The sequence below is a fragment of the Methanoculleus sediminis genome (genome assembly GCF_001017125.1).
Lineage (GTDB): Archaea > Halobacteriota > Methanomicrobia > Methanomicrobiales > Methanoculleaceae > Methanoculleus > Methanoculleus sediminis.
In genome coordinates this window covers 56,814-82,088 of record NZ_JXOJ01000008.1, presented here as the reverse complement: position 1 = coordinate 82,088, position 25,275 = coordinate 56,814, and the positions used below count along the sequence as shown (strand labels likewise).

At 62.1% G+C, this 25,275-nt stretch carries 23 protein-coding genes; 14 read left to right on the top strand and 9 right to left on the bottom strand.

Annotation, left to right across the window (positions count from 1 at the left end):
- Nucleotides 1-57: 57 nt before the first annotated feature.
- Nucleotides 58-1,362, bottom strand: a complete 1,305-nt coding sequence (locus SZ63_RS11560; RefSeq protein ID WP_048185556.1) for a condensation domain-containing protein — start codon at nt 1,360-1,362, stop codon at nt 58-60.
- A 67-nt stretch (nt 1,363-1,429) separates the two neighbouring features.
- A complete protein-coding gene (locus tag SZ63_RS12510) occupies nt 1,430-2,011 on the bottom strand; it encodes a TetR/AcrR family transcriptional regulator (protein ID WP_052959144.1) in 582 nt (193 codons plus the stop codon).
- Nucleotides 2,012-2,095: 84 nt separating this feature from the next.
- On the opposite strand from SZ63_RS12510, the gene SZ63_RS11550 reads away from it, so the two are divergent.
- From SZ63_RS11550 to SZ63_RS11540, 3 genes are all read left to right on the top strand, one after another.
- Complete coding sequence (locus tag SZ63_RS11550; RefSeq protein WP_048185554.1) at nt 2,096-2,353, top strand: hypothetical protein; 258 nt, start codon at nt 2,096-2,098, stop codon at nt 2,351-2,353.
- On the top strand, nt 2,350-4,605 hold the full coding sequence (locus SZ63_RS11545; RefSeq protein ID WP_048185552.1) for an efflux RND transporter permease subunit: 2,256 nt from the start codon (nt 2,350-2,352) through the stop codon (nt 4,603-4,605). The genes SZ63_RS11550 and SZ63_RS11545 overlap by 4 nt, the downstream gene beginning before the upstream one ends.
- A 76-nt stretch (nt 4,606-4,681) precedes the next feature.
- Nucleotides 4,682-5,626, top strand: coding sequence for an ATP-binding protein (locus SZ63_RS11540; protein ID WP_048185551.1), 945 nt, complete (start codon nt 4,682-4,684; stop codon nt 5,624-5,626).
- On the opposite strand, the gene SZ63_RS11535 is transcribed toward SZ63_RS11540, so the two are convergent.
- Complete coding sequence (locus SZ63_RS11535) at nt 5,559-6,140, bottom strand: DNA-3-methyladenine glycosylase (RefSeq protein ID WP_048185549.1); 582 nt, start codon at nt 6,138-6,140, stop codon at nt 5,559-5,561. The genes SZ63_RS11540 and SZ63_RS11535 overlap by 68 nt on opposite strands.
- Before the next feature lie 253 nt (nt 6,141-6,393).
- Here SZ63_RS11535 and SZ63_RS11530 point away from each other — a divergent pair, with 253 nt between their 5' ends.
- Nucleotides 6,394-6,795 carry a cupin domain-containing protein gene (locus SZ63_RS11530; protein WP_048185547.1) on the top strand — a complete coding sequence of 134 codons (402 nt, stop codon included), beginning with the start codon at nt 6,394-6,396 and terminating at the stop codon, nt 6,793-6,795.
- A gap of 66 nt (nt 6,796-6,861) precedes the next feature.
- On the opposite strand, the gene SZ63_RS11525 is transcribed toward SZ63_RS11530, so the two are convergent.
- Both SZ63_RS11525 and SZ63_RS11520 read right to left on the bottom strand, forming a co-directional pair.
- Complete coding sequence (locus SZ63_RS11525; protein ID WP_048185545.1) at nt 6,862-7,128, bottom strand: hypothetical protein; 267 nt, start codon at nt 7,126-7,128, stop codon at nt 6,862-6,864.
- Nucleotides 7,129-7,215: 87 nt separating this feature from the next.
- Entirely contained in the window at nt 7,216-8,304 is a 1,089-nt protein-coding gene (locus SZ63_RS11520) for an AI-2E family transporter (protein WP_048185543.1), read from the bottom strand.
- Nucleotides 8,305-8,527: 223 nt separating this feature from the next.
- On the opposite strand from SZ63_RS11520, the gene SZ63_RS11515 reads away from it, so the two are divergent.
- Both SZ63_RS11515 and SZ63_RS11510 read left to right on the top strand, forming a co-directional pair.
- Entirely contained in the window at nt 8,528-10,021 is a 1,494-nt protein-coding gene (locus SZ63_RS11515) for a potassium/proton antiporter (protein ID WP_048185541.1), read from the top strand.
- 317 nt (nt 10,022-10,338) lie between these two features.
- A complete protein-coding gene (locus SZ63_RS11510; RefSeq protein ID WP_048185540.1) occupies nt 10,339-11,856 on the top strand; it encodes a PKD domain-containing protein in 1,518 nt (505 codons plus the stop codon).
- Between the two features lie 63 nt (nt 11,857-11,919).
- On the opposite strand, the gene SZ63_RS11505 is transcribed toward SZ63_RS11510, so the two are convergent.
- From SZ63_RS11505 to SZ63_RS12505, 3 genes are all read right to left on the bottom strand, one after another.
- On the bottom strand, nt 11,920-13,413 hold the full coding sequence (locus SZ63_RS11505; RefSeq protein WP_048185538.1) for a DHA2 family efflux MFS transporter permease subunit: 1,494 nt from the start codon (nt 13,411-13,413) through the stop codon (nt 11,920-11,922).
- A gap of 135 nt (nt 13,414-13,548) precedes the next feature.
- The gene (locus SZ63_RS11500) at nt 13,549-13,983 is read right to left on the bottom strand and encodes a hypothetical protein (protein WP_048185536.1); all 435 of its coding nucleotides are present in this window, start codon (nt 13,981-13,983) and stop codon (nt 13,549-13,551) included.
- A 59-nt stretch (nt 13,984-14,042) separates the two neighbouring features.
- A complete protein-coding gene (locus SZ63_RS12505) occupies nt 14,043-16,541 on the bottom strand; it encodes a PAS domain S-box protein (protein WP_052959143.1) in 2,499 nt (832 codons plus the stop codon).
- A 507-nt stretch (nt 16,542-17,048) separates the two neighbouring features.
- On the opposite strand from SZ63_RS12505, the gene SZ63_RS11485 reads away from it, so the two are divergent.
- Together SZ63_RS11485 and SZ63_RS11480 are read left to right on the top strand one after the other, a co-directional pair.
- Nucleotides 17,049-18,809, top strand: a complete 1,761-nt coding sequence (locus SZ63_RS11485) for a dipeptidase (RefSeq protein WP_241481341.1) — start codon at nt 17,049-17,051, stop codon at nt 18,807-18,809.
- Between the two features lie 79 nt (nt 18,810-18,888).
- Nucleotides 18,889-19,650 carry a dienelactone hydrolase family protein gene (locus tag SZ63_RS11480; RefSeq protein ID WP_048185534.1) on the top strand — a complete coding sequence of 254 codons (762 nt, stop codon included), beginning with the start codon at nt 18,889-18,891 and terminating at the stop codon, nt 19,648-19,650.
- Between the two features lie 720 nt (nt 19,651-20,370).
- Here SZ63_RS11480 and SZ63_RS11475 read toward each other — a convergent pair.
- Nucleotides 20,371-21,141, bottom strand: coding sequence for a DUF169 domain-containing protein (locus SZ63_RS11475; protein WP_048185532.1), 771 nt, complete (start codon nt 21,139-21,141; stop codon nt 20,371-20,373).
- Between the two features lie 199 nt (nt 21,142-21,340).
- Here SZ63_RS11475 and SZ63_RS11470 point away from each other — a divergent pair, with 199 nt between their 5' ends.
- The 6 genes from SZ63_RS11470 to SZ63_RS11445 all read left to right on the top strand — a co-directional run bounded on the left by SZ63_RS11470 (nt 21,341) and on the right by SZ63_RS11445 (nt 25,189).
- Entirely contained in the window at nt 21,341-21,787 is a 447-nt protein-coding gene (locus SZ63_RS11470; protein ID WP_048185530.1) for a hypothetical protein, read from the top strand.
- Complete coding sequence (locus SZ63_RS11465) at nt 21,787-22,551, top strand: hypothetical protein (RefSeq protein WP_156168487.1); 765 nt, start codon at nt 21,787-21,789, stop codon at nt 22,549-22,551. The genes SZ63_RS11470 and SZ63_RS11465 overlap by 1 nt, the downstream gene beginning before the upstream one ends.
- Nucleotides 22,552-22,678: 127 nt before the next feature.
- Entirely contained in the window at nt 22,679-23,281 is a 603-nt protein-coding gene (locus SZ63_RS11460) for a DUF1673 family protein (protein WP_048185526.1), read from the top strand.
- A complete protein-coding gene (locus SZ63_RS11455) occupies nt 23,278-23,967 on the top strand; it encodes a DUF1673 family protein (protein WP_048185524.1) in 690 nt (229 codons plus the stop codon). The genes SZ63_RS11460 and SZ63_RS11455 overlap by 4 nt, the downstream gene beginning before the upstream one ends.
- Complete coding sequence (locus SZ63_RS11450; protein WP_048185522.1) at nt 23,967-24,446, top strand: hypothetical protein; 480 nt, start codon at nt 23,967-23,969, stop codon at nt 24,444-24,446. Before SZ63_RS11455 ends, SZ63_RS11450 begins: the two co-directional genes overlap by 1 nt.
- Nucleotides 24,443-25,189, top strand: coding sequence for a DUF1673 family protein (locus SZ63_RS11445; protein ID WP_048185520.1), 747 nt, complete (start codon nt 24,443-24,445; stop codon nt 25,187-25,189). Before SZ63_RS11450 ends, SZ63_RS11445 begins: the two co-directional genes overlap by 4 nt.
- The last annotated feature ends 86 nt before the right edge of the window (nt 25,190-25,275 follow it).

Genomic DNA, 25,275 nt, shown 5'->3' with positions numbered 1-25,275 from the left:
CTGCGCATCGATTTCGAGTGATATGCGGCTCTGTCGCGCGAATCGTACGGGCCCCCCTCACGGGAGATACCCGTCCACGTATTCGAGGTACCGCTCCACGACGGCCGTCGAGTAGGGCCCTTCCTCGTAGGCCGTGGCGAGGGTCAGGCGGTCGCGGAAGGTGGAGGCGATCATCAAAAACCCGTACGGCCAGCAGGCGCAGGGGAGGTACCGGATCTCCCGGATATCAAGCGCCGCAACGTCCTTCCCGGGGATGGGGAGGTAATCGCCGGGGTCGAAGACCCCGAGGTTCGAGAAGACCGGGTTCTTCTGTCCGGACGTCTCATACCGCTCGATCATCCCGTCGAAGAACGTCCGCACCGCCGGCATCCCGCCCGCGATGATCTCCTCGTAGAAGAGGATAGGCGCGAGACCGAGGCTCCCTGCCTTTTTGCGAGCCGTTATCGCCGTCACCCGGCCGATGACCTCCTCGAGCCGGGCCCCCTCCCCGGCGGAGAGGGTGACCTCGTAGGCGATGGAGAGGTTCGTGAGCGGAGAGTCCTCGTAGAGGCCGGTATACCTCCTCCGCAGATCGGCCGAGGTCAGGAGCGACCGGGGTGCTCCCCGGTCGGAGGGGTCGTTCCGGATCTTCTGGAACGCAAGGAAGAACGCAGCGATGAGGACGTCGTTCACCGTAGCCCCGTGCCCTCTCCCGAACGCCTTTATGTGCCCGAGCCTTTCGGGGGAGAGCGTCCGGGAGGCCACCCGGGGCGTCCCCCTCCCGGTTCGCTCGACGGGGAAGCGCCACCGGTCGACGAACGGCTCCTCCTGCGCGAGCGCCTGCTGCCGCTCCTCTTCGGAGTAGAGCGCAAGAACCCTCTCCGTGCTCCGCTCGTAAGGGGCGCGGGGGGCCGGCCGGAACCCGGGCTCGTCCACGATCCGCCGGTAGGCCGCAAAGAGGTCCCGGGCAAGGGTGAGGGCGCCGGTGGCGTCGCAGAAGCCGTGGTGGCAGGTGACGGCCACGGTATCCCCCTCTTCCCTCCGGTAGAGGTTGACCTGCACCTGCGGCCCGGAGCGGACGTCGAGCGGCGGCGGGGGCGCGTGGAGGGGCTCGTCCCCGCCGGCCGGGACGAGGACGAATGCCCCGTCCCACCGTTCCTCCGGGATCTCTTCCCAGACCGGCTGTCCGTCAACCTCCGCGAACCTCGACCGGAGGTAGGGATCGGACGCAACGAGCCTCATCGTCGCCGCCCTCATGGCCCCCGCGTCGACTTCACCGTCGAGTGCGAAGACGACGTGCATCGTCGGATCGTAGATACGCTCGAAGTAGACGTTGAAGACGTCGAAGGCAGGTGCGGGATGGCGGATAGGCGGGGAAGACATTCTCTCTAACATCTCCCGGTTACGGGATAACTCCTTGTTCGGCATACCTTCGTGCAGGAGGGACCGTTCATTCCAGTATCCGCCGGACGGCGCCCTCCCAGATCCGGTGCGCCTCGTCCCGTTCGAGCCCTGCCGCCGCTCCCATCCTGATCCCGAGGATGACGGAGATGAGGATGCTTGCAGAGAGTTCCGCATCGAGGTCTTCTGGGAGGTGCCCCGCGGCTTTTTCATCTTCAAGAACCGAGGCGATCAGATCGTGGATGGCGCGGTAATTCTTCCCGACGGCTGCACGGAGGGAGTCGTCCCGCACGGCACCGGCGAAGAGTTCGACGACCGCCTTCATCCCCGTTCCGCCTTTGGGGTAGATGACGTTATCGAAGATCGCGGAGAACGTGCCATCGAGAGTATTCCTGGAGCAGGCGTCCCGCAGACTCTCCGAGAGCCGGGACCGGATATAGACGAGAGCGGAAGAGACGAGATCCTCTTTGCTTCTGACGTAGAGGTAGAGCGTCGCGCGGGAGATGCCGAGCCTGCCGGCGACGTCCTCCATCTTCAGGTTGGAAAAACCCTTCTCGTCCGCCTCGGCTATCGCGGCCTCGATGATCCTGCGCCTCGCTTCGTCTTTATACTCGGGCACGACCTTCGGCATGATACTAACACATGTGTCAGTAATCTTATATACGATCGATCCGTACCCTGAATAGTGACACAAGTGTCAAAAATAATTACTCTAGTGTCAGAATACGGGGGCCCGCGGCAGGACCCGGATGCCTGCCGCAAGGAGTCTTCGAGCGAGAACGACGATCTCGTGCTCTTCGAGGCTCTGGTCCGGGAATATTGCGGAATAGGGTTCTTCGAGTGCCTCGGCTCTCCGGAGAGCGGTTACCTGACCTCGGCCGTATGGGAGGAGAGCGGCGGCCGCCCGCCCGCGCTCCTGCGCACCGTCGTCGAACTGCTGCACCGGGCGGTCGAGCGGGAGGGGGAGCGATGAAGGCAGCGTCCTCGTATCTCGACAGATTCATCGCCGCTCGCCCGTATCTCGTCGCCGGCCTGCTCATCTCGCTTCTGATCTTCTCGGCATACGGCGCTTCGTCGATCCGGATGGAGACGGGTATCGAGACGTTCATCGATACGGACTCTTCCGAAGGGATACTGCTTGACGGTTACACACGGGAGTTCGGGACGGATCTGGTCTTCCTGGTCGTCGAGTCGGAGAACGTGCGGGACCCCGCTCTTCTACGGTACGTCGACAGCCTCGGTGCGGATATCGCCGACGAGCGCTACGTGGCCGGGATAAGGTCGTTTCCGGCAGCGATACGGTCGGTGAACAACGGCCGCATCCCCGGGACGGAGGCTGAAGTCGTCGAAACGATCTCCCGCCTCCCGCAGGAAGCCCGGGCACGTTACGTGCCTTCGGGGACGATGACGCTCCTCTTCGTCACCCTCGAGCCCGACCTCTCCGACGACGCAAAAGACCGGGTCCTCGATACCCTCGGGACCATCGTCTCGATCTCGTCGCCGCCTCCCGGGGTGAGCGTTTCAATCTCCGGCGATCCGGTATTCGATAAAGAGATGCAGGAGGCCATGCGCAAAGAGATGGGCATGCTGATAGGGATAGCCCTCGCCCTGATGGTCGCGGCAATCGGGCTGCTCTTCAACCATGTCCGCCACCGCTTCCTTCCCGTGGGGATCATCCTCTGCGGAGTGTTCCTGACGTTCGGCACTCTCGGGTTCTTCAATCTCCGGGTGACCTCGCCGGTCATCGGAGCGTTTCCCGTCATCATCGGACTCGGGATCGATTACGGGGTGCAGCTCCATTCAAGGTTCCATGAAGAGATCCGGGACAGGAGCCTGCACGACGCGATCGTCGCCACGCTCTCCCACGCCGGCCCGATCCTGATCGCCATGTGCACGACCGCTCTCGGCTTTCTGGCCCTCCTCTCCGCTCCCATACCCATGATCAGGGACTTCGGGACCGCCTGCCTTATCGGGGTCGTCTCGTGCTTTCTGCTCGCGGTCATCATTGTTCCTGCCTTCTTCGTCATCTTCGGCTACGGTAAGCGGGCGGAGGGAGGGCCGGATCCGGAGGAGGCTCCGGAGACGGGAGCACTCGCGGGCTACAGCCGGTTCCTCGGCGATCTGGCGGTCCGGGTGGCAAGACATCCCGTTCCGGTTATCCTCCTCTTTGGGCTCGTCGCCGTCGCCGGCATCCAGTACGACGGTGCCATCGGGATCAACGTCGACCAGCAGTCCTTCGTCCCCGAGACCATGCCTGCACGGGTCAGCTTCGAGAAGGTGGAACGGACGATCGGCGGGACGTCCACCGTGCCGGTGATGATCAGGGGGGGCGATATCCTCGATCCGGAGGTTCTCGAGTGGATCGATGCGTTCGGGACCTACGAAGCGGAGCACCGGGGCGAGATCACCGCTCATGCCAGCATCGCCACCCTTATCCGGGAGTATAACGGCGGGTCGATGCCTGCATCAGCAACAGAAATAAAAACGGTCGTCGCGCGTATCCCCGCCGAAGTCCGCGATGCATACCTCTCGGGCAATACCGGGGCGGTGATCGAGTTCGCGACGGTCGATATGGAGATGGACGCGGTGAGCGCCCTCATCGACCGGCTCAGGAGCGACATCGTCTGGCTCGAACCGCCGGCAGGACTGGATGTTCAGCCCACGGGCAGATCGACGGTATACGGCGATCTCTACGACGGGATCATCCACTCAAAGAACCGGATGACCGTCCTCGGCCTTCTCCTGATCGCCGCGTTCATGATCGTTGTTTACCGCCGGTTCGACTCTCTCGCGCCGCTCCTCCCCGTCGTCATGGTCATCGGGTGGAACGACCTCATCATGTACGCCCTCGATATCGCGTACACCCCGCTCACGGCGTGCCTCGGTTCGATGACCATCGGCCTTGCGATGGAGTATACGGTCCTGATCCTCGAGCGGTGCAGGGAGGAGATGGAGAGAGGCCTGGAACTCTACGAGGCCATACGCGAAGGTGTGACGAGGATCGGGATCCCCATCACCATATCCGGGCTGACGACGATATTCGGGTTCTCGTCCATGCTCGCGTCCTCGTTCTCCCTCGTTGCGGGCTTCGGGCAGACGACCGTGATCACGATCTTCTTCTCGCTCGTCGGCGGCATCATCGTCATGCCCGCGGTCGTCGCCCTGGTGCTGCGCAGGGCTCCGGAGCCTTCCGGGCACCGGAGCGGGACTGCGGCCGAAACATAACGCGGCCCGCCCCCATCCCCGACTGCAAATGTTTTTGGTTGATAAGCGGCCAGGAGATGGACGCGGGAGGCCCCGGATGAAGAGAAAGATCATCGATATCGACGAGGAGAAATGCACCGGGTGCGGGCTCTGCATACCCGATTGCCCGGAAGGAGCGCTTCAGATCATCGACGGGAAGGCAAGGCTCGTGAGCGACCTCTTCTGCGACGGGCTCGGCGCCTGCATCGGGACGTGCCCGGAGGGGGCGATCTGCGTCGTCGAACGGGAGGCGGGGCCGTATGACGAGCGGGCGGTGATGGAGAAGATCGTGCCCCAGGGAGAAGGAGTCATCAGGGCGCACCTCGAGCACCTCCTCGGCCACGGGGAGGAAGGGCTGTACCGCGAGGCCGTCGAGTACCTGAACGAGAAGGGGATCCCGGTTCCCCGGCACGAGACCGCCGGGGGCGGTGCGGCGTGCCCGGGCTCCGCCGCAAGAAGCCTTCCGCGAAGGGAGACCGAGGAGAGAGAGCGTGCCGGACGGGTAGAGTCGGAACTGCGGCAATGGCCGATCCAGTTGCAACTCCTGAACCCCGCAGCCTCGTACTTCGACGATGCGGATCTCCTCGTCTCCGGGGACTGCGTTCCCTTTGCATACGCGGATTTTCACCGCGACTTCCTGCGCGACAAGATCGTGATCCTCTTCTGCCCGAAACTGGATTCGGACGTCGAGGGCTACGTCACGAAACTCGCGGAGATATTCTCGCGGCATGCGATCCGCTCGATCGCCGTCCTGCACATGGAGGTTCCCTGCTGCAGCGGGGTACGGTACGTCGTGGATCAGGCGCTGGAACGCTCGGGAAAGAAGATCCCGGTAAAAGAGCACACCATCCTGATCAGCGGGCGGGTCGCAGAGGAGGGTGAGAGGACGATTTCGCGACGGGGTTCCGGAATGGGCCGGGGCCACGGGCCCGGCCTTACCGCCGCGAGACGTACCGGTTCCCCTTCAGGTAAAACCGGAGGGGGAGGTCCGCCGCCTTCGTGATCCCGACCCGGGTCGTCTGCACGATGTCCTCCGGCCGGAGTTCCGGCGGGTTCGCAGGCGACCTGACCTGGAGCGGGCCGTCGCGAAGGGAGGTTCCGTTCAGGTCCATGGTGATGCCGAGGGCCTGCGCCAGTTTGCCCGGCCCGCTCGCGAGCGAGAGGGGGTCGTCCGTTCCCCGCCGCGCCTGCATGAGGTCGAGCCCGACAACCGGCTCGAGAGCCCGGACGAGGACTGCCTCCCCCGCGCCCTCCGTCTCCGTCACGACGTTGACGCAGGTGTGCAGGCCGTAGATCCGGTAGACGTAAGCGTGGCCGGCCGGGCCGAACATGGCGCTGTTCCGCTTCGTCTCTCCCCGGTAGGAGTGGGCCGCCGGGTCTCCCCTAAGGTAGGCCTCGACCTCGACGATCCGGCCTGCCGTTGTTCCCGTCTCTTCGCAGTGGACGAGCAGGCATCCCAGCAGGTTTTTTGCGACGGTTACGGTGTCGCGTTCGTAGAATGCAGCAGGAAGGGCCATGGAGGTTCTCTTCTCCCTGCATGGTCTCTCCCGCCTGCCCATCAAGGTTCCGGGTCGTGGCAGGCGGATGGACTTCAGCGGCATGTGAGTGCCCCGGTTGACTCACGGGAGATTCCCCGTAGATCCGGGGGTGTTTCCTCGCAGGCCTTTTCCCCGATCGACCTCCGTGAAACGACCTAACGATTAAATACCGGTGGCGCCACAAGAACTACTGTTACTACCCTATAGCATCCCTCATCAGGAGGTTTTGGATATGAAGAAAGGATTTTCAATCGATATCGAGGCGGAGACCGTAAAGAACACCGAATTCCGCAGGGTTCTCTATACGAGCAATTTCAGCCAGCTCGTGCTGATGTGCCTGAAGCCCGGTGAGGAGATCGGCGCGGAAGTGCATGACGACGTCGACCAGTTCTTCCGGTTCGAGGAAGGGGAGGGGGTTGTCGTGATCGACGACACGAAGCACACCGTCAAGGACGGCAGCGCCGTGATCGTGCCGAACGGTGCGAATCACAACGTGATAAACACCTCAAAGACCGCCGACCTCAAACTCTACACGATCTACTCCCCGCCGGAGCACCGGGACAAGGTCGTGCACAGGACCCGCGATGAGGCCATGGCGGACGAAGAGCACTTCGACGGGAAGACGACGGAGTGATTCTTCTAAAATTGCTCTAAAACAGGCTCTCTTTTTTTGCAGTTACGGTTTAAGGCCGGGGCGCCTTCAGTCCTCACGCTCGATCTCGCCGCCCGCTTCCCGGATCGTCGTCTCGATATGCTCGAGGAGGGCATTGTCGTGGGTGGCGAAGTCCAGCAGGGGAAAACCCGCCACGAGAGGAATGGGCTTGAAGATCGCAAGCGGCGACTTTCCGCTTCTCTCCGGGCTCTCGCCCGGGGCGATGACGGCGGTCGCTCCATCCTCCCAGACGGCGAGGTTCCCGTAGCCCTGTGCATCCCATAGTTTCTGGACGATCTCACGTGTATGCAGCATTTCCTGTCCCCGGACAATGATGGTGCAAAAGAGGCTATCAACTTTCCGGCACGGCAACGGGGCAAAATATGAGCGGGTGTTCTTCCCCTATCTCACCGATGGTGCTTCAGCTTCCCGGGTTTCCGCAGGAGGCGCTCGTTCTCCCGTAAAGAGGTGGTCGACCCCGAGAAGCGTGTTCACCCAGGCCCAGTCGTCGCTGAACTGGAAGATCATCAGGACGATGAGGGTGAGCGGAACGGCAAAGATCATTCCGGCAACGCCGAGCGCCCATCCCCAGAAGATGACCGAGAGAATGACCACGAGGGCGGGGATGTCGAAACGCCTTGATGCGAAGTGCGCGAAGATCGGGTTCTCCACGAGCGCGTTCAGGACCGCGACGGCCGCAATCACCGCGATCGCGCCCCAGATCCCGAACTGCAGCCAGGCAAAGAAGATCGCCGGGAGTGCAGCGACGATCAGGCCGATGTAAGGAATATACGAGAGGAGAAACGTCAGTATCCCCCAGAGTACGGCCGCGTGCACCCCCATGATCCAGAGGAACGCGCCGAAGAGGAAACCGTGGACGAGGTTTGCCTCGGTCCTGACGATGACGAAGTCGATCAGGAATCTGCTCATGCGGGAGAACGCCTCGACGGTCTCGGGCCTGTTCCCTGTCACCTTCCGTATGCGCCCCGGCATCCGCGGCGCCTCAAGGAGCATGAATATCGTCGTTACTGCTATGAAGAAGAGGTAGAGCAGGAGATCCGCGATACTGATCGCTGATGAAGAGAGGAATCCCGCGAATCCCTGCAGGTTCACCGAAGACGGTGAGAACGAACCTGTCTCGATCCCGTGCCTGTCCAGGAGGGCGAGGATCTCCGATAGTCTGGCGGTCAACTCCCGCTGGTAGAGAGGGAGGTCCGAGATCAACGTCTCAAACGAGAAGAAGACGAGGTAGCAGATCAGCAGGACCGCAAGGCAGGCGATGACGGTCACCATACCGACGGCGGCGGTCTCCGGAAAACCCCTCGAACGGAGCGCTTTCGTCGCGGGATACACGATCATGGCGAAGATCAGCGATACGACGACGATGGTGATGATATACGAGATCGCCTCGATTCCTATGACGAGAAATACTGCCGCCGTCAGCAGGAGCAGGGTGCTCGCGGACCGGGGAAAAACTGGAGTGTCTGCCATCCTGATTGACGTGTTTTAACGGAAAGTATATTAACCCCGCGAAACGCGGCGGAGCCGATAAGATCCGTGGAAGTCCTTTCGTGGCGTGCAGTTCCCCATCCTTCGGCGTACTGAAGGCGGTGCTGTCTCCGGGCGGGCCCGGAAGATAGGACGCACACGGATATCCGCCCGAACGATCGAAGAGTCAATATTAAGGCACCGCAAGCATGATTCGTATGCACTGATGATACTCACTCTCGAACTCATGCTTGTCGGCATAGCGTTGCTCTTCCTGATCAGCATCGTTGCAAACAAGTTTTCAGAGCGGCTCGGTGTCCCTGCGCTCCTCATCTTCCTCGTCGTCGGGATGCTCGCGGGTTCCGAGGGTCCGGGCGGCATTCCGTTCGACGATCCTGCGATTGCGCAGATCATCGGGATCATCGCGCTCGCGTATATCCTCTTCTCCGGCGGTCTCGACACCCGGTGGGAGCAGATCCAGCCTATTCTCTGGCCGGGGATCGCTCTTTCGACGGTCGGCGTTGTTCTGACCGCAACCATGCTCGGCGGGTTTGCCGTTCTGGTTCTCGGTTTTTCTCCGCTGACGGGCCTTCTCCTCGGTGCGGTCGTCGCGTCCACCGATGCTGCAGCGGTCTTTTCGGTTCTGCGGACGGCAAGGGCGCGCCTGCAGGGAAACCTGCGGCCGCTGCTCGAGCTGGAGTCGGGGAGCAACGATCCCGTGGCCGTCCTTCTCACCATCGGCATCATCGGCGTGATCCTTGCCCCGGGCACGTCGCTGCTCGCCGTCGTCCCGATGTTCGTGCAGCAGATGGCGGTCGGAGGCCTGCTCGGCTACGGGATGGGGCAGGCCGTCATCTTCCTCATCAACCGTCTCAAGCTGGAGTTCGAGGGACTGTATCCGGTACTCAGCCTCACCATGGTGCTGCTGACCTACGGCCTGACCGCCACCCTCGGAGGGAACGGGTTCCTCGCGGTCTACGTAGCCGGACTGGTCATGGGCAACAGCATTGTCGTTCATAAAAAGAGCCTGATCCGATTCCACGACGGGATCGCGTGGCTGATGCAGATCGTGATGTTCCTTGCGCTCGGCCTGCTCGTCTTCCCCTCGCAGCTGGTATCCGCGGTCGTTCCTGGCCTCCTTGCCGCCCTCTTCCTGATCCTGATTGCACGGCCTGTTGCCGTCCTGATCACGCTGCTCCCCTGGAAGATGCCGGTGAACGAGAAGGTCCTGGTCTCCTGGGTGGGGCTGCGGGGAGCCGTCCCGATCATCCTCGCGACCTATCCGCTTGTTGCGGGCGTGCCGAATGCAGAGTTGATCTTTAACATCGTCTTCTTCATCGTCCTCGTCTCGGCGCTGGTTCACGGGACATCGATCCCCTCCGTCGCCCGGTGGCTCGGCCTTGCCGCCCCGCTCGAGGAGACGCGCAAACTCTCCCGGGAGTTCGACGTGGACCCCGATACGCCGAGCCAGCTGCTCGAACTGGTCATCCCTCCGGACGCCCCGGCGGCGGGGAAGCAGGTCGTCGATCTCGGGTTGCCGAAGGGCGCCCTCATCATCCTGATGCAGAAAGGGGACGAACGGTTTGTCCCGGGCGGGAGTACCATCATCGAGATCGGAGATACGCTTCTCTTCCTGACGACCGGCGACCTGGCGGATGTCGTCCGCACCAGACTCCTCTGCAGAGAGGAGCCGCCGAACGTCTCTGCCACCGATACGTGATGTGCAGGTGAAATCCGCCCGGCGTTCGGCAGGAAACCCCTTCTCCTGCAGCGCACCCTTTCCGCTGCGGGATCACCCGGAGGGCACTGCCGGGGGGCCCCATCACTGTAACTCCGCGCAGGTACCCCCGGAGAGATCCGGCTCACCGCCGGCCGGTCCGGGCTCCGGGCTTCCCGGGATCTCTGCCGAGATCCACCCCGGTGCGGCCTGGCATGTACTCTTTTTATAAAAATATTTAAATACAATGTAACGTTTAATCCCCCGGGGATTGTATGAGAAAACCCCGAGTACCTGGAACCTATCTGATAGTTTTCATTGTGGCGGTCATCTCGATTGCCGTGATCGCCACTGCAGCTCCTCAGTCCGGAACCTTTGCGAGCGGCGAGCCGGGCATGCCCGGCCTCTCCGAGCCGCTTGAGATCTACCCGAATAATCTCTCACACGCGGATATATCCGGCAGTCGGATTGTCTATAGCGATTATAGAAACGGTAACTGGGACATCTTCCTGTTCAACCACACATCGGGCAGGGAGTACCAGCTCACGAACGACTCCTACGACCAGATGAACCCCACGATATCCTGTGATCTCGTTGCCTGGTACGACAACTCCACCGGGGCGTGGGACCTCGTTCTCCTCAAACTCCACGGAGACGATGCAGCCTACCAGGTCTGCACCGCCCCCGACGAAGGGCGGCCGGGCTGTCCCGCGGGAGTGGTCTGTATCCCGGCCACCACGACGACCACCACGACGACCACCACGACGACACCCGGGCCCGACAACTGTTCCTGCACGGCGAACTTCACCTGGAGCCCCGAGAGTCCCACCGTGAACATTACGGTTAACTTCACCGGGAATGCCACGGTCGACGGAGACTGCAACGTTCAGACATGGGCCTGGAGTTTCGGCGACGGGGCAACCGCCAGCGGCCAGGACGTCACCCACAACTACACGTCGGAAGGCACCTACACGGTCAGGCTGAACGTGACTCTTGACGACGGTGGGGTGTGCAATGCGTCCGAAAACATCACGGTTTCACCGCTTCCCACCGACAACTGCTCCTGCACGGCGGACTTCACCTGGAGCCCGCAGAGCCCTGTCGTCAACGGGACGGTCGACTTCACCGACCAAACCACGGTCTTGGGTGACTGCGCCATCCAGACATGGGTCTGGAACTTCGGCGACGGAGCGACCGGCGAAGGCGGAGCCGCGAGCCACATCTATGATACGGCGGGAACCTACACGGTCAGGCTGAACGTGACCCTCGACGACGGCACGGCGTGCAACACCTCAAGGGACGTCATCATCGTGCCGCCGCCGGAGGAGAACTGCTCCTGCACGGCAAGCATCGCGAAAGACCGCGATCAGGCCGAACCGGAGCAGCCGGTTGCCTTTACGGGCTCGGCTGCGATCGACGGGGACTGTTCCGTGACCGGCTGGGCGTGGGACTTCGGCGACGGAGCGACCGGTGAAGGCGAGACCGCGAGCCACGCCTACGCCGCGGCGGGACCCTACACGGTCACGCTGGTCGCAACGCTCGACGACGGCACCACCTGCCAGGCAACGACGGACGTGACGGTGACCGCTCCTCCGGAGCCCTGCTCCTGTTCGGCAAGCATCACGACAAGCGGGAACTCGTTCCACGGCGAGGCCGATATCCAGGGTGAATGCTCCGTGACCGACTGGTCATGGGACTTCGGTGACGGAGCGACCGGCAGCGGCCAGGACGTCACCCACGACTACATGGCGGAAGGAACCTATACGGTCACGCTGACCGTGACGCTCGACGACGGGAACACCTGCCAGACGACGACCCAGGCTTTTGTGGTCTTCTGATACGTCTGCAAAATGGCGGCGGGGGGAAATGACCCCGCCCATCTCTTCAAGTGATACGCGGGATCACACCCCGACAACCGCAACCCCGGATGTCTCCTCTTCGAGGTTGTCGGCGTGAACCTCGTCCCGGCTTAAGAGAGCAAGGGCGACGACGGCGAGCGAGAGCACAAAGACCGCGGCGAAGACGAGGTCGAACCCCGTGGCGAGCACGTCTATCCTGATCTCCGCCGGGGACGACATCGTGACGTGGCGGTGCGACGCGACCGTGAGCATCGCCTGGACGAAGATCATGCTGATGAAGGAGATGCCGAGGGTGATCGGGCCGGTCCGCTCCACGGAGATGAGGCTCGAGACCATGCCCTGCCGGTCGCGGGGGGCCATGTTCATCACCATGTTCGTGCCGGGGGAGAGCATGAGGCCGAGCCCGAACCCCACGACGGCAAGCGCGCCGCTGATGGAGTATATCGTGCTCTCCGCCGAGAAGGACCGGAACATCAGGTAGCCGGCGGAGATGACGAGCGCGCCGGCAATGCAGAGTCTCCGGTTCCCGATGCGGTTTATGAGCATGCCGGAAAGGAAGCCGCTCGCCATCATGGCGAACGAGAGCGCGGTGAGGACGAGCCCGGACGTCGACGGGTCGAAGCCCTTCACCAGTTCGAGGAAGAACGGGAGGAGGTAGTTGACGCCGCCCATGAGGAAGTAGGCGAGGGCGAGCATGAGGTTGACGTAGAGGAAGTTGCGGTTGTTAAAGAGCCGGAAGTCGAGGAGCGGGTCGGCCGCCCTCCGTTCGTGGAGGACGAGGTACCCGAGCGCGATAGCGGCGGCCGCGAGTGCCGCAAGGATCGTCGGGTCGGTCCATCCGAGCGCGGAACCCTGGCTGACGGCATATATGAGCGATCCAAGCCCGGCGAAGATCAGAACCGCGCCGAGCCGGTCGAACGGCGAGGGCGTGCCGGACGCCGTGACGCCTGCCGGTATGGCATAGGAGCCGAGCAGGATGGCTGCGGCGCCCACCGGGACGTTGATGTAAAAGATCCAGTTCCAGGAGAGGTACTGCGTCAGGAGCCCCCCGAGGACCGGGCCGGCCGCGGTCCCGAAGGCCGCGAACGTGGTCACGACCCCCATCGCCTTCCCTTTCAACTTCATCGGGAGGAACGCCGCGACCAGGGCCGGGGCGATGGCGGCGATCATCGCCCCGCCGATCGCCTGAAGCACCCTTGACGCGATCAGCATCTCGAACGAGTTAAAGACCTCCGGGAAGAAGCCGCAGAAGAACGAACCTGCCGTGAAGACGCAGAATCCGGTGAGGAACACCGTCTTGAAGCCGATCCTGTCGGCTACCTTGCCGAAGACGAGGATAGAGCCAGTCAGCACCAGCAGGTATGCCGTTGCAACCCAGCTGACCGTTGTCGAGGGGAGGTCGAAGATCGTCGAGATCGTCGGAAGAGCGATGTTCACGATCGTCCCGTCAAGCGACGTCATGAACATCGCAAGGGCGATCGAGACCATGAGCAGGGTATACCGTTGCCGCGAGGCGTTGCCGCCCGTCTGATGCATACTGAATGTGCTTGCTGTTTGGATTAAGATATTTTGGAACGGATCTCTCCCCCGATTTCCGAATGGAGCCGAGATGCTTGTGCACACCGGGAGTTCACGGCCGCAGGGGGCTGAAAATCCGGCGGTCTCTACGTCTCACTCCTTCGGCCGCAACGGGCAGCACCTGTTGCCGCACACCGGGCAGACGCGGCGAAGGATCAGGAAGACGCCTGTGCCGGCAAACGCCCAGAAGAGTGCAAAGAGCGGAACCTGCGAGAGCAACCAGTACTGGGGAAGTGCGGCGATGAGGAGGAGTGCAGCCGAGACTGCGGCGATCTCGACGGCCGTATACGTTCCCTGCCGGGCCGGAAGGAGGGCGGCGAGCCTGCCGGGAAGGATGTGGAGGCATTTCTCCCCCCTGAGCGGGCATTTCGTGCAGAAGACTGCGATGACCGTCCCGACGAGGAGGGCGGCGACGGCGAGATACACCAGGGCGTAGAGCGGGGCGGCGAGGCCTATTGCGGCTGCTCCCGCTATGACCGCCCCTGTAAGCAGCGTGAGGGAAAAGACGCCGACGGCAACGGTGTTCATGCACAGGTGTCGTAGTCGCGGGCGATTAAGGTATCCTCACGGGCGACGACCCCCTCTGCTTACGAGCCGGGTTCTCGATCCCCCTCTGCCGGTTTGAGCGTGAACCTGAATGCCGCTCCTTCTTCCGGACGGCCGGGCACGCGATCCTCGATCCAGATCCTTCCCCCGTAGCGCTCGGTGAGCGTCCTGCAGATGAAGAGCCCGAGCCCGTCGCCCCTCCCCCGGGCCTTCCCCCGCTCGAACCGGTGGAAGAGTCTCTCCTTCACGTCGTCGGGCACGCCGGGCCCGTTGTCCTCGACCGTCACCAGCACCTCGCCGTCCCGTTCCTCCGCCCGGACGACGATCTCCACGTCAGGTCCGCCGAACTTGATGCTGTTGCCGATGAGGTTCATAAAGACCGTGGAGAGGAGGTTGTCCGCCAGGACCTCGAGCGGCGGAATCTCCCGGCGTATCGATGCCCCGCGGAAGTTTCCGGCTTCCTCGCTGACGACCGCGTTGAGGTCGACCGGCGAGAATCCCGTCGAACAGGTGTGAATACGCCTGATCGTCGAGACGTTCATGAGGATCTCGGTGCTCCGCGAGATGCTGTCGCGGAGTTTCTGAGCGTAGATTCTCTCGGCGCCTTCAAGCAGTTCGAGCATGAGGTCGGCGTAGATGCTTGAGACGTTGTTTGCGTTCCTGATGTCGTGGGTGATGATGTCGAGGTAGAGGTTCGCCTCCCGGTGCGCCTCCTCGAGACCGGTGATCAGCCTATTGCGCTCCTCCTCGGCATGTTTTCGATCGGTGACGTCGCGTGCGTTCACGATGAATCGCCGCTCGCTCCCTTCCCGGATCAGGTTCGCACCCGTAACGTCGAGGATGATCCACCGGCCGGCAGCATCCCTGACCCTGACCTCGAACGTGAGTCTCGCCGATTGCCGGGGTACTCCGGTTCTCACGGCTTCCAGGGCCTTTGGTGCGTCTTCGGGGTGTATGAGGTCGAGCACGTCCGTGCCGATGAGGTTGTCGGGCTCATAGCCCCCGATCTGCCTCACCGAAGGACTCGCGTAGGTGATGCGCCCCTGCATATCGAGGAGGAGGATGATATCGGATGCGTTCTCGATGAGAGAACGGAAGTGCTCCTCGCTCTCCTGCAGGGCCCGGTTGAGAAGCGCCAGTTCCTCGGTCTTCTCCTGCAACTGCTCGGTGGTGCACTGCAGTTCTTCGTTCTGGACCTCCATCTCTTCGGCCGACTGCTGCAGCTGTTCCAGGAGTTTCTGCCTCTGTGCTTCAACCCGCTTCAGTTCTGTTATCTCCGTTCCGACGGCGATGACTCCGGTGACGTCGCCCTGCAGATTCCGGAGGGGGGTCTTGGTCGAGTAGTAGATCCGGTGCCCGATCTCTTCCTCGAAGGTCTCGGTGATCCCGGTCTCCATAACGCGCTGCTCATTGGCTACGACGGGTCCGCCGACCTCCGGGCCGAGGAGTTCGGCCTTCGACTTCCCGAGCACTTCGGGGTGCGATCTGCCGATTGTCCGAAGCACAGCGGGGTTGCACATCACGAGACGGCTCCGGCGATCGGTGACGTAGATGGGTGCCGGTGTATTCTCGCAGATGGCGTTGAGGATGGCGTTGGCCTTCGCGAGTTCGTCCGTACGCTCGATCACGCGCTCCTCAAGCGTCTCGTTCAGCCGTTGCAGCGCCTCCTCGGCACGCTTGCGCTTGGTGATGTCGATACCGACCTCCAGGATGTGGAGGGAGCCGTCCGCCTCGGTGAAGGGGAAGTCGAAGATGTCGTAATCGTGGCCGTCAGGGCCGGTCCACTCCCAGTGGTGGGGGGCTCCCGTCTTCACGACGTTGTAGGACTCGCAGTTCTCGCAGGGCTCCGTGCGCGAGAAGAGGTACTCGTAGCAGCGCCGGCCGCCACATTCGCCGAACCGCTCCCGGAAGAACCGGTTTGCGAAAGGCACGTGGTAGTCCGGCGAGAGGAGTATCACGTATACCGGCAGCATCTCGAGGACGTCGTAGAGCCGTTTTCGCTCGGCCTTCACCGCCTCCTCGGCCCGGATGCGTTCGGCAATCTCTGCCTGCAGGGCTTCGTTCGCCTCCCGGAGCTTGAGGGTGCGCTCCAGAACGCGCGTCTCCAGTTCGTCGTGCGCTCTCTGCAGCGCCTCTTCGGCCCGTTTGCGCCCGGTGATGTCCTGGCCCTGCGCGATGACCGAGGAGACCGTCTTCCGGCCGTCTTCGTATACGGCGGCGGAGTTCCAGAGGACCGTCCTGATCCTGCCGTCGACGGTGAGTACAGGGATCTCGACGGTCTCCCATCGCTCCCCGGCCGTCGTCTCCCGTATGAGACCCATCAGTTCTTCCCGCCGGTTCTCGGGGAAGAGGATCTCCGGCGACCGGCCGATGACCTCGTCCGCTGCCCGCCCCGTCAACCGTTCGAAGGCGTTGTTGAACCTGGTGATCCTGAGACTCGCATCCCAGACGATGATGGGAGCGTTGGCGTATGTGATCAGGTTCTCCAGGTACTGGGTAGTTTCGGCCACCTTCTCGAGTGATTCGTAATCGCGTGTCAAAATTCGTTCCTCCGGCGGAAGACGTGTCGTCGAGCGAATCGGTACTGCGGGGGGCTTGCATCTGCGGCCCGGAGCAGTTTTCCCTCTCTATCGCTCCCGGTGCCGGCCCTTATGACAGGCTGCTCCGGCAACGTTCTGAGTAGAACGTTTGAATGGAATTGGATCTCTGTTCGTAGACAGTTTTTGGGATATGTTTGCAATTAACGTTTGGCATTGAGTGCCCGCAAAGGCGCACGAAGGAAGCATCAGACTCATTTTGGCTCCTTAACGCCCTTAGTTTGTTATCTCCTCCTCGCAAACCGCCGGTCGGAATTGTCCGGCCGAGAACAGGCGCCGGGAGGGTTGTACATGAATAACATTGAATTGAGGTGAGCGTATTTTTCCCGAAAGCGGCATCGAATACGACGATAAATTCGCTATGTTTTTTAACCCGGATTGCCTTTTTCCTTCATGCGAAAGCATATCGGTATGACTTGTTTTCTACAAAGTTGCCTCTGCCTGTTCGCCGTGCTTCTGCTGGTATCGAATGCAACGGCATGCACCGTCTTTGCGATAACGCCCGGCGCATCCGAAGACGGTTCGATGTACGTCGGGCATACGAACGACGGCGTCGGGAAAGACTGGAGAAACATCGACGACATCAGCATACTTTACGTTCCCGCGGCCGACCATGCGCCAGGAGAGAAGAGGCCGGTCTTCTTCGATCCCGACAGCGGTTCGGATGCGGCGGGAGGCGAGGACAGCAGCGACTCGCACTTGATTCTCGGATATATCGACCAGGTGCCGCACACCTACGCCTACTACACCGGGTCGTACGGCATGATGAACGAACGCCAGCTCCTCTCCGCCGAGTGTACCGAATACGCGAGAGTCGAGCTCGATGCAGCCGAAGGAAAGCGGATCTTCTACTCCTCGGAGCTCTCGAACGTGGCGCTTGAGCGGTGCACGAAAGCACGGGAAGCGATCGAACTGGTCGGCGGCCTGATCGACACCTACGGCTACTACGGAACCGGCGAGACGCTCGTCTTCGCCGACCCGGAGGAGGCGTGGGTCATCGAGATCTGCTCGAGCCTCGACCCGGAGGACGGCGGAGGGCTCTGGGTCGCGCAGAAGATCCCCGACGGAGAGGTCTTTGTCGCGGCAAACGAGTTCAGGATTCGTGAGATCGTACCCGAAAATCCGGACCTGATCTATTCAAAGGATCTCTTTAACAGGCTCGAAAAGGCGGGGGTATGGTCCCCTGCGGACGGCACCCTCGACTGGCTCGAGACCGTCAGCTACGGCGAATATGCGCATCCCTACTACTCGCTGATGCGGGTCTGGCGCATCCAGGACCGGCTCGCCCCGTCGCTCAACCTGAGCCCGTACGTCGAGAACTCGTATACGAAGGCGTATCCGTTCACCGTTACGCCCGACGAGAAGGTCAACCTCACCGGGGCGTTCTCGCTCTTCCGGGACCACTACGAGGGAACCGATTTCGACCTCTCTGCAGGCACGGCCGCAGGGCCGTTCGGGAACCCGTACCGCTACTTAGGGCCCGACGACGCCCACACGAATTTCCAGAACGAATCGTACATGGAAGTCCGTCCCGGGGCGAACCCGCGGCCGGTCTCGGCGGTCTTCTGCAGTTACAGTTACGTCGCCCAGGCACGGTCGTCCCTTCCCGACCCGGTGGGGGGCGTGCTCTGGTTCGGTCCGGCGGTCGCGTACGAGACGGTCTACGCACCGATCTACGCGGGCTCGACGAACGTATCAGCCGCGTACGCGACCGGCGACCGGTCGAAGTACGACTACGATACCGCGTACTGGACGTTCGACTTCCTGACGAACTGGGCCATGCTTCGCTACGACGCGATGATCGATGCCATCACCGCGAAGCAGGGCGAACTCGAGGCCGAATCGATCGTCCTCGTGCAGGAGACCGACGGACGGGCGGCCGAGCTCATCGCCGCCGGCGACAGTGAAGGGGCGGCACGTCTCCTCACGGACGTCACGGTCACGCGGGGTGACGAGATCATCGACGAGTGGCACAGTCTCACGGGCACACTGATCGTCACGTACTCGAACGGCCTCATCACCGACCCGGCGACGGAGGCGGTCGAAGAGCCCGGGTACCCGGCATGGTGGCTGAACGAGACCGGCTACCAGTACGGGCCGCGGGTCTACGAACTCGACGACCTCCACGCTGCCGGCGGGCTGAACTACACCGGCAGCAGCGTGTGGGTTCCGAAGAATGCGTCGTTTGCGGATATCCGGGACCTCATCTGACCACTTTTTTTGCCGATCGGGCGTCACCGTTATATGCCGTGAGCAGGATGGGGGTGCACCCCCAGATGGAGGGAAACCTATGAGAAACGTCATTCTGCTTGCAGCGGTCGTATCCCTGCTCCTCCTCGTCGGCGGTGTGAGCGCCGCCGACGTCGGGACTGCCGGGATGCGGAACGGAACGACGGTGACTATCCAGAGCGCCGGCCAGGGTTATCCGGCCTACATCACGACGCCCGAGGAAGGCGGGCCGTATCCGGCTGTGGTGCTGATCCACTCCTTCAACGGGCTCGAGCCCGGCTACCGGGTCATGGCCGACCGCCTGGCGACGGAGGGGTTCGTCGTCATCGCCCCTGAGTGGCAGACCTTCGAGGAGGCGCCGGAGGACAACGTGACGGAGGCCCTGGTCCGGGATACGGTCGCATATCTCGGGACCCGTCCCGAAGTCAACTCAAGCAGCATCGGCCTGACGGGGTTCTGCGCGGGCGGGCGCTACACGATGCTCTTCCTGCCCCGGATCGAGGAGTTCAGTGCGGGTGTCGCCTGGTACGGCTTCCCCTACTCCGGCGGGCAGGCGAACGGGAGTCCCCCGGCAGAGTTCATCGAGAACATCACCGACCCGATGCTGATCATCCACGGCACCGCGGACGAACCGAGCCCGGTGGCCGATATCTACCGTTACGCGACCGAGCTCGATGCGGCCGGGAAGTACTTCGAGCTCAAGGTCTACCAGGGTGAGCCGCACGGGTTCATGATCGGCGAGGACGGGCAGCTCGTGGAGAGTCCTGTCGCAGAGAGCGCGTATGAGGAGATGGCAATTTTTTTCAACCGGACGCTCGGGTGAGTGCTATCTTATTGAGCATTTCTTATTTTTTGGCTCTGTTGAAACCATATTCTGATCTTCACCCTTACCCTGATGAGGGCGGTGCCAGACTAGGCTTGTCCCTAGGGCGACCTTTCTTCTCTGGGGCATGTCCTCATACAGTGACCGTGGCGGCTATCGCCATTGGGGGTGGGGCTGACGGGGAGTGCGACGTTCCGATAGGAACGGAGCTCGACCACCGTCAGGTGGGGAGGGGGTCTCCCCCTCCCCTGTCTCCACATACGAAGGGATTCCTGTAACTCCCACCCCACCCGGCCTCCGGCCTCCTCCCCCGCACCTTCGCACCTGCGGTGCTCGAACTCCGTTCCTGATGGAACATCGTTCTTCGGTGCTCAGACTCCTGCCGTCCGCTACGCTCCCGGCAGTCGTTCCCCGCCCCGGGGGGCGGGGGCAGTCATGGCGATATGCGATGGACGGAACGCCCGGAGCACAAGCACCGCAGATGTGCAACCTGGTGAAAAGCCATACCCATGAGTCCCCCTGATTGTGGCCACCTGGAACAAACAGGTGGGGTTTCAACAAAGCCCAATTTCAATAGCATTAAATCCAAGAGCGACTCCTCTTGCCCATTTAATTTAGGCAATATGTGTTGCGTTTTTGTTGGCTGCCGCCCCATATCCGAGCCCGCCTTTCCAGGGCGTTTAGAATCCCCTCCTGAAGAGTTAGCCCGTTATTTCCTGACTATGGTGAATGCAGTCTGTCGCTCCGCTCGATCTTCTTCACCACCTTCTCCCACGACTCCGTGATGAGGAAACTCTCCTCCATGAAGCCGACCGCCCGGGTAAACTTCTTCATGGGGAAGGCCATCGTCAGGGTGTCCAGTGGGACGCAGGGCCGTGCCGAGGGGTCGAACATCCCGAGCACCGCTCTTGGATTCTCGTTCTGCTGTTCGAGCCACGGGAAGTAAAAGACCGAACTGCACCCGGCGCCGAACGGAGCGATGACGCCGTTCGGGTCGGCCCGGTCGAAGTTTGCAAGCGTGAAGAGACCGGAGAGCACCTCCGGCCGCGCAAAGAAGACGACGGCGTCCGGGTTGTCCGCGTCCGCGAGATTGTCCCAGCGCTTGAAGACGATCTCCTTACCCTTCGTCGGTATCCGGGTGGTCCCCCGGTCGAGTTCGTCCACGATCTCCGGCGTCTGCTTGTAGCGCTCCCCCTCCATCTCGCCGGGTTTCCCGGAGGAGAGGAAGTAGCGGAAGTCGGGGAACCGCTCGGCGTCGTAGCCGAGATAGAACCTCCCTCCGCGGCACCCGATCGCCTCTTCGGAAAAAGCGAGGCTTTTGCCGTTCCGCACCTTCGTAAGGTCGCAGATGAAGCACCTCCAGCCCTTCGGGGCGGGGGCCTTCTCCACCCCCTCGGTCGCGCCCCCGACCTCGAAGGCGATCGGGAGGTCCGTCCCCGGGAAGTAGTGTTCGTGAAGATCGATGTAGGCGTCGCGCAGTGCTGTATCCATATGGCCCTCTTTTGACGCGGCGAGGATTAATATTCTGATCTATCTCCCGGTCGAGGCGCATACAGCCGGCGGCCTGTCACCGTCCTGTCAGGGGAGCGGGGTGCGGTCGGGACACTATCCGGCTGCGGGGCACCGCACACAAGCCGGATCGGCGGGAAAGATCGAAATGTATATATTGTCAACCTCCGACTGTTGACGCATGCCACTCCCCCTGAACGAGAGGCAGTTTGCGTTCTGGAGGCTCCGCCGCGGCGGTCTTGTAAACATCCAGATCGCGGACCGCTTCCGCATATCCCGCCAGGCGGTCTCGAAGGCGCTGCTTGTCATGGACCGGAAGGTCGAGGAGACGCTTCTGGAGATGGCGCAGGCGAACCAGATCGAGGTCGAGCGCATGAACGCAGAGATTGGTGTCCTCTTCGGGCGTTCCGTCCCCTTCGATGCGGCTGCGATCGTCTTCGTCTCGGCAGAACACGGGGTGCAGGTCTGGTACGAGCACGAGGGCGACTGCGGCGCGTGCCCCCGGTACGCCCGGTGCATCGAGCTCCTCTGGGGCTACGCAGACGAACTGGGGATCGCGCTTGAAAAAACCGACGACCCGACCCGTTTGGCCGACGAACTCTTTGCAAAACTCCGGGAGATGGTATGATGCCGCTCATGGAGACGATCCGGGCGTATCTCGGATGGTGCCCCGCGGAGGGGCAGATCCATCGGCAGATGCAGCCGGGGCCCGGCATGCGCGGGGATGCTCCGCATGACGGCCGACGGCGCGTCGGCGGTATAAGTATGAAGATCGATTTCATCGTCAAAGAAGAACTCTGGCGCTCAATTGGGGCAGTCTACTGGATAGCGTTTATCGCCATCGGTCTTCTCATCATGAACGACTACCTCCCGATCCCGATCTCCTATGCATTCCCCCTGGCATTGATACCGACTGTGACGCACTTTCTTTTCATGGTCTGGTACCGGCGCAAGGAAAATCTGGTCGATCCCAACCCCGCAAGCATCCTCCGCCACGCCTTCGGGTCGAGGAGACAGAGAGGGGAGAGAACGGAGCAGAGAAGGGCTCTCGTCGAGAAGGCGGTAGATGCGGTTCTCATCGTCGCGATCCTCCTGATCTACCTCTCTGCGTCCCTTACCTATGCTATCAGCCAGGTCTTCTGGTTCCCCGTTCTTATCATCGTCGGCATACTCCTGGCGCGGATCGTCTTCACCGACGGTGGTGTTCAACGCGTCACCGTTGCGCGATCATTTGTCTTCTATCTCATAGTAGCCGGGATTCTCCTCCTACGCTACGTGGTGTTAGGATATCCTGTTGCTCCACTTCTCCAGGCAATCGCGCTTATTGGTATCGTTTCTTTTCCCATCCTCTACATCTGGGAACGGCGACGCGCACCGGAGGGAACAGATTGATGATAACTCTTGGAGCGATGGACCTGCTCTGTGCACCCGTCCGGGACATATTCGGGGTGGGAATCCACAACGGACTCATTTTGATGGGAATGGAAGCGGACAGACAAAGAATTCGGGAGATGATGTTATGACTCTCATGGAGACGATCCGGGCGTATCTCGGATGGTGCCCCATGACGGGGCCGATGCGGGTGAGTCCAGCAGTGCATCCGTCGACGGCCGCAGCGGCGGGCGGGCGTGACTGCGTCCCCCGGACCGGGCCCGGATGGTGGCGACTCCACCACAACCAGCTGCTCGTCGCGGCAATAGCCTGCTCGGCGGCGGCAGCGGCGCTCTTTATCCTGTTCGAGGACGCTTCCGGGCACCTTGCCATGTGGACGGGTCTTGCCGTCGGGGTAGGGGCGCTCCTCGGCTCTCTGCTCAGTTACCGCTCCAGGTATGCGCGGGTTGCCGCAGGCGAGTTCCACAGGGACAACATGACCCGGAGACAGCGCATTGTTCAGTATCTGAGGGTGCCGGTGGCCTCCGTTCTCATCGCCGCCTGTATGGCGTATCTTGTTCTGGGCGGGATGTTCGACCGGATTCTCGGGCTCATGCTGGGCATGTGTCTCATCTGCTGGATCTGGTACGGCCTCACGATCCTCTGGGAGCGCCGGCACAAGGCGATCATGATCGCGGAGTGGGGGTCGGTGTATACCGTGGATACGGCAACGGAGAGTGGGCGCGTATGATGAAGTTCTCCGAGACGATACGGAGATGGATGGGCTGGTGCCCGAACGCGGCAGCTGCCGGCACCGTCCGGCGCCGGTACGCCGCGCCGGAGGGCGAGGTCGGTATGGCGAGAGAAGGCAACCGGGATGTGGTGGAGGGTGCACTGGTGGACTACGGCCCGATCGGCACCCCGGGAAGGCTCTTCATTCTGCCTGTTGCCGCCGCTCTCCTCATTGGATGCCTCTTCGTTATGGCACCTGCTGTGGGCCTTTTTGTGCTGGTCATCATACTGGCTTACTCCGGTATGGAGATCTATGGAGTCATGCGAAGAGCCCGTATTGAGGTCACCCCGGACACGATTACCATCACGCGACCGCTCTTTCGGCCCATCGTCATCCCGAAGGACGCCGTCGTGAAAGTGGAAGTGAAGGAGAACAAACTCCCCATCCCTTACTGGCTCCTTGTGGGGGCACTGGCGATGATCTTCCTATCGGCGGCCGGCGGTATATACTATGGACTCTCAAATCCGACCTCCATGCGGTTTATCTCCGGGCTTGGCGCCGCGATCTTCTTCCCCGTGATCTTCTACCGCACCTACGTGCGGACACGTTACCCGCGAGCCCTGACGATAACGACGGAGAAGAAGATCGCCGCAATCTACACCGATGACCCCGAACGGATGGCCCGAATGCTGGAGGTTTCCTGATGGCGGTCTTCATGGAGTATATCAGGAAGAAGCTCGGCTGGTGCCCGAACGCCGGTACTATCGAACCCGTCCGGCGCACGAGCGCGGAAGCGGGCTACGGGGATGCGTGGAAGGGAAGGAGTCCGGAGCCAGACCCCGGCCCGGAGCCGGCCGGCACCGCAGGCGGCGATCGGAACGGCTACCAGGACAACATGCTGCTGATCCTCATTGCCCTGGCCTGGCTCCTCCCGGTCGTGTACGACCGTGAGTTCCTCCCGATCCTCATCCTCCTCTCCGCCGTCGCCGTATATTACGACGCGCAGAGCATCCGTGCCGGAGACCGATTCGAGAAGGAGACGCTGTTTGGCGATATCGTCACCTGGCAGCCGCTGACCTGGGGAGCCGCGACGCTTGTCGGGGGGATCATCATCATGGCGATCTACCTCTTCCACCGCAAAGAGATCTACCGCGCAAACGTCGGCGGGGAGGCATCCGCATGACGCTGAAACTCGCTGAAGCGATACGCCGGTGGATGGGGTGGTGCCCGAACGCCGCCGCTGCCGGAGCCTGCCGGCGGCGGTATGCCGCGCCGGACGATGAGATCGGGCTCGGGACGGCGGCAGACGGCAGCCGGGAGGTGGTGGAGGACGTGTTCGTGGAGTATACCAGTCCTCGCTTCTTTGTGCTGATGCCGTTTGCCGTCCTCGTTTTCCTCCTCCTCTTCGTGATATCCGTCCTGATCCCCTCCCTGTGGCCGGGGCTCATCTTTACCTTCATGGCTGTTTCCCTTCTGGCATGGACTGCATGGCGCATCTACCTCGATCCCTACCGAACCATGATAGAATTCTCCGGGAATTCCGTCATCGTCCGGAGATCGCATACCCGGCCCCTCGTCTTTGGAAAGGATACGGTAAGGTCGGTCGAGGTTAAGCGCCCCTACCTCTCCATACCCCGCTGGTTGTCCGCACTGCTCCTGGTACTCATGACTGCAGCGATATTCTTTGCCGGCGTAGGGAACTGGTTGATGTGCTATTTCGGCGACCAGGCCTTCAACCCCGATTTCGGCTTTCAGATTCTCCTGGCGGTCGGCTGGATGGCATTCATGCTGGAGTTGCTCTATCGTGGCCTGGTCAGCCTGCGGTATCCCGGCCGCGTCTGGGTGAGGCTGGAGCCCGCCGGGTTCCTCAACATCTACGCGGACGACCCGGAGAGGGTTGCCGCGCTGCTCGGTTCCCCGCAATGATGGTGCATACCTTTTGACGAGAACCGTCCAACATACAGAGCGACATCCAATGAAGTCCTCTGTACCGAACACCCTCCTGCAACCCC

What these genes read in the sequence shown, in the direction of transcription:
- SZ63_RS11560 (WP_048185556.1), bottom strand. Translation starts at nt 1,362, where the DNA reads ATGTCTTCCCCGCCTATCCGCCATCCCGCACCTGCCTTCGACGTCTTC.
- SZ63_RS12510 (WP_052959144.1), bottom strand. Translation starts at nt 2,011, where the DNA reads ATGCCGAAGGTCGTGCCCGAGTATAAAGACGAAGCGAGGCGCAGGATC.
- SZ63_RS11545 (WP_048185552.1), top strand. Translation starts at nt 2,350, where the DNA reads ATGAAGGCAGCGTCCTCGTATCTCGACAGATTCATCGCCGCTCGCCCG.
- SZ63_RS11540 (WP_048185551.1), top strand. Translation starts at nt 4,682, where the DNA reads ATGAAGAGAAAGATCATCGATATCGACGAGGAGAAATGCACCGGGTGC.
- SZ63_RS11535 (WP_048185549.1), bottom strand. Translation starts at nt 6,140, where the DNA reads ATGGCCCTTCCTGCTGCATTCTACGAACGCGACACCGTAACCGTCGCA.
- SZ63_RS11530 (WP_048185547.1), top strand. Translation starts at nt 6,394, where the DNA reads ATGAAGAAAGGATTTTCAATCGATATCGAGGCGGAGACCGTAAAGAAC.
- SZ63_RS11525 (WP_048185545.1), bottom strand. Translation starts at nt 7,128, where the DNA reads ATGCTGCATACACGTGAGATCGTCCAGAAACTATGGGATGCACAGGGC.
- SZ63_RS11520 (WP_048185543.1), bottom strand. Translation starts at nt 8,304, where the DNA reads ATGGCAGACACTCCAGTTTTTCCCCGGTCCGCGAGCACCCTGCTCCTG.
- SZ63_RS11515 (WP_048185541.1), top strand. Translation starts at nt 8,528, where the DNA reads ATGATACTCACTCTCGAACTCATGCTTGTCGGCATAGCGTTGCTCTTC.
- SZ63_RS11505 (WP_048185538.1), bottom strand. Translation starts at nt 13,413, where the DNA reads ATGCATCAGACGGGCGGCAACGCCTCGCGGCAACGGTATACCCTGCTC.
- SZ63_RS11500 (WP_048185536.1), bottom strand. Translation starts at nt 13,983, where the DNA reads ATGAACACCGTTGCCGTCGGCGTCTTTTCCCTCACGCTGCTTACAGGG.
- SZ63_RS11480 (WP_048185534.1), top strand. Translation starts at nt 18,889, where the DNA reads ATGAGAAACGTCATTCTGCTTGCAGCGGTCGTATCCCTGCTCCTCCTC.
- SZ63_RS11475 (WP_048185532.1), bottom strand. Translation starts at nt 21,141, where the DNA reads ATGGATACAGCACTGCGCGACGCCTACATCGATCTTCACGAACACTAC.
- SZ63_RS11470 (WP_048185530.1), top strand. Translation starts at nt 21,341, where the DNA reads ATGCCACTCCCCCTGAACGAGAGGCAGTTTGCGTTCTGGAGGCTCCGC.
- SZ63_RS11465 (WP_156168487.1), top strand. Translation starts at nt 21,787, where the DNA reads ATGCCGCTCATGGAGACGATCCGGGCGTATCTCGGATGGTGCCCCGCG.
- SZ63_RS11460 (WP_048185526.1), top strand. Translation starts at nt 22,679, where the DNA reads ATGACTCTCATGGAGACGATCCGGGCGTATCTCGGATGGTGCCCCATG.
- SZ63_RS11455 (WP_048185524.1), top strand. Translation starts at nt 23,278, where the DNA reads ATGATGAAGTTCTCCGAGACGATACGGAGATGGATGGGCTGGTGCCCG.
- SZ63_RS11450 (WP_048185522.1), top strand. Translation starts at nt 23,967, where the DNA reads ATGGCGGTCTTCATGGAGTATATCAGGAAGAAGCTCGGCTGGTGCCCG.
- SZ63_RS11445 (WP_048185520.1), top strand. Translation starts at nt 24,443, where the DNA reads ATGACGCTGAAACTCGCTGAAGCGATACGCCGGTGGATGGGGTGGTGC.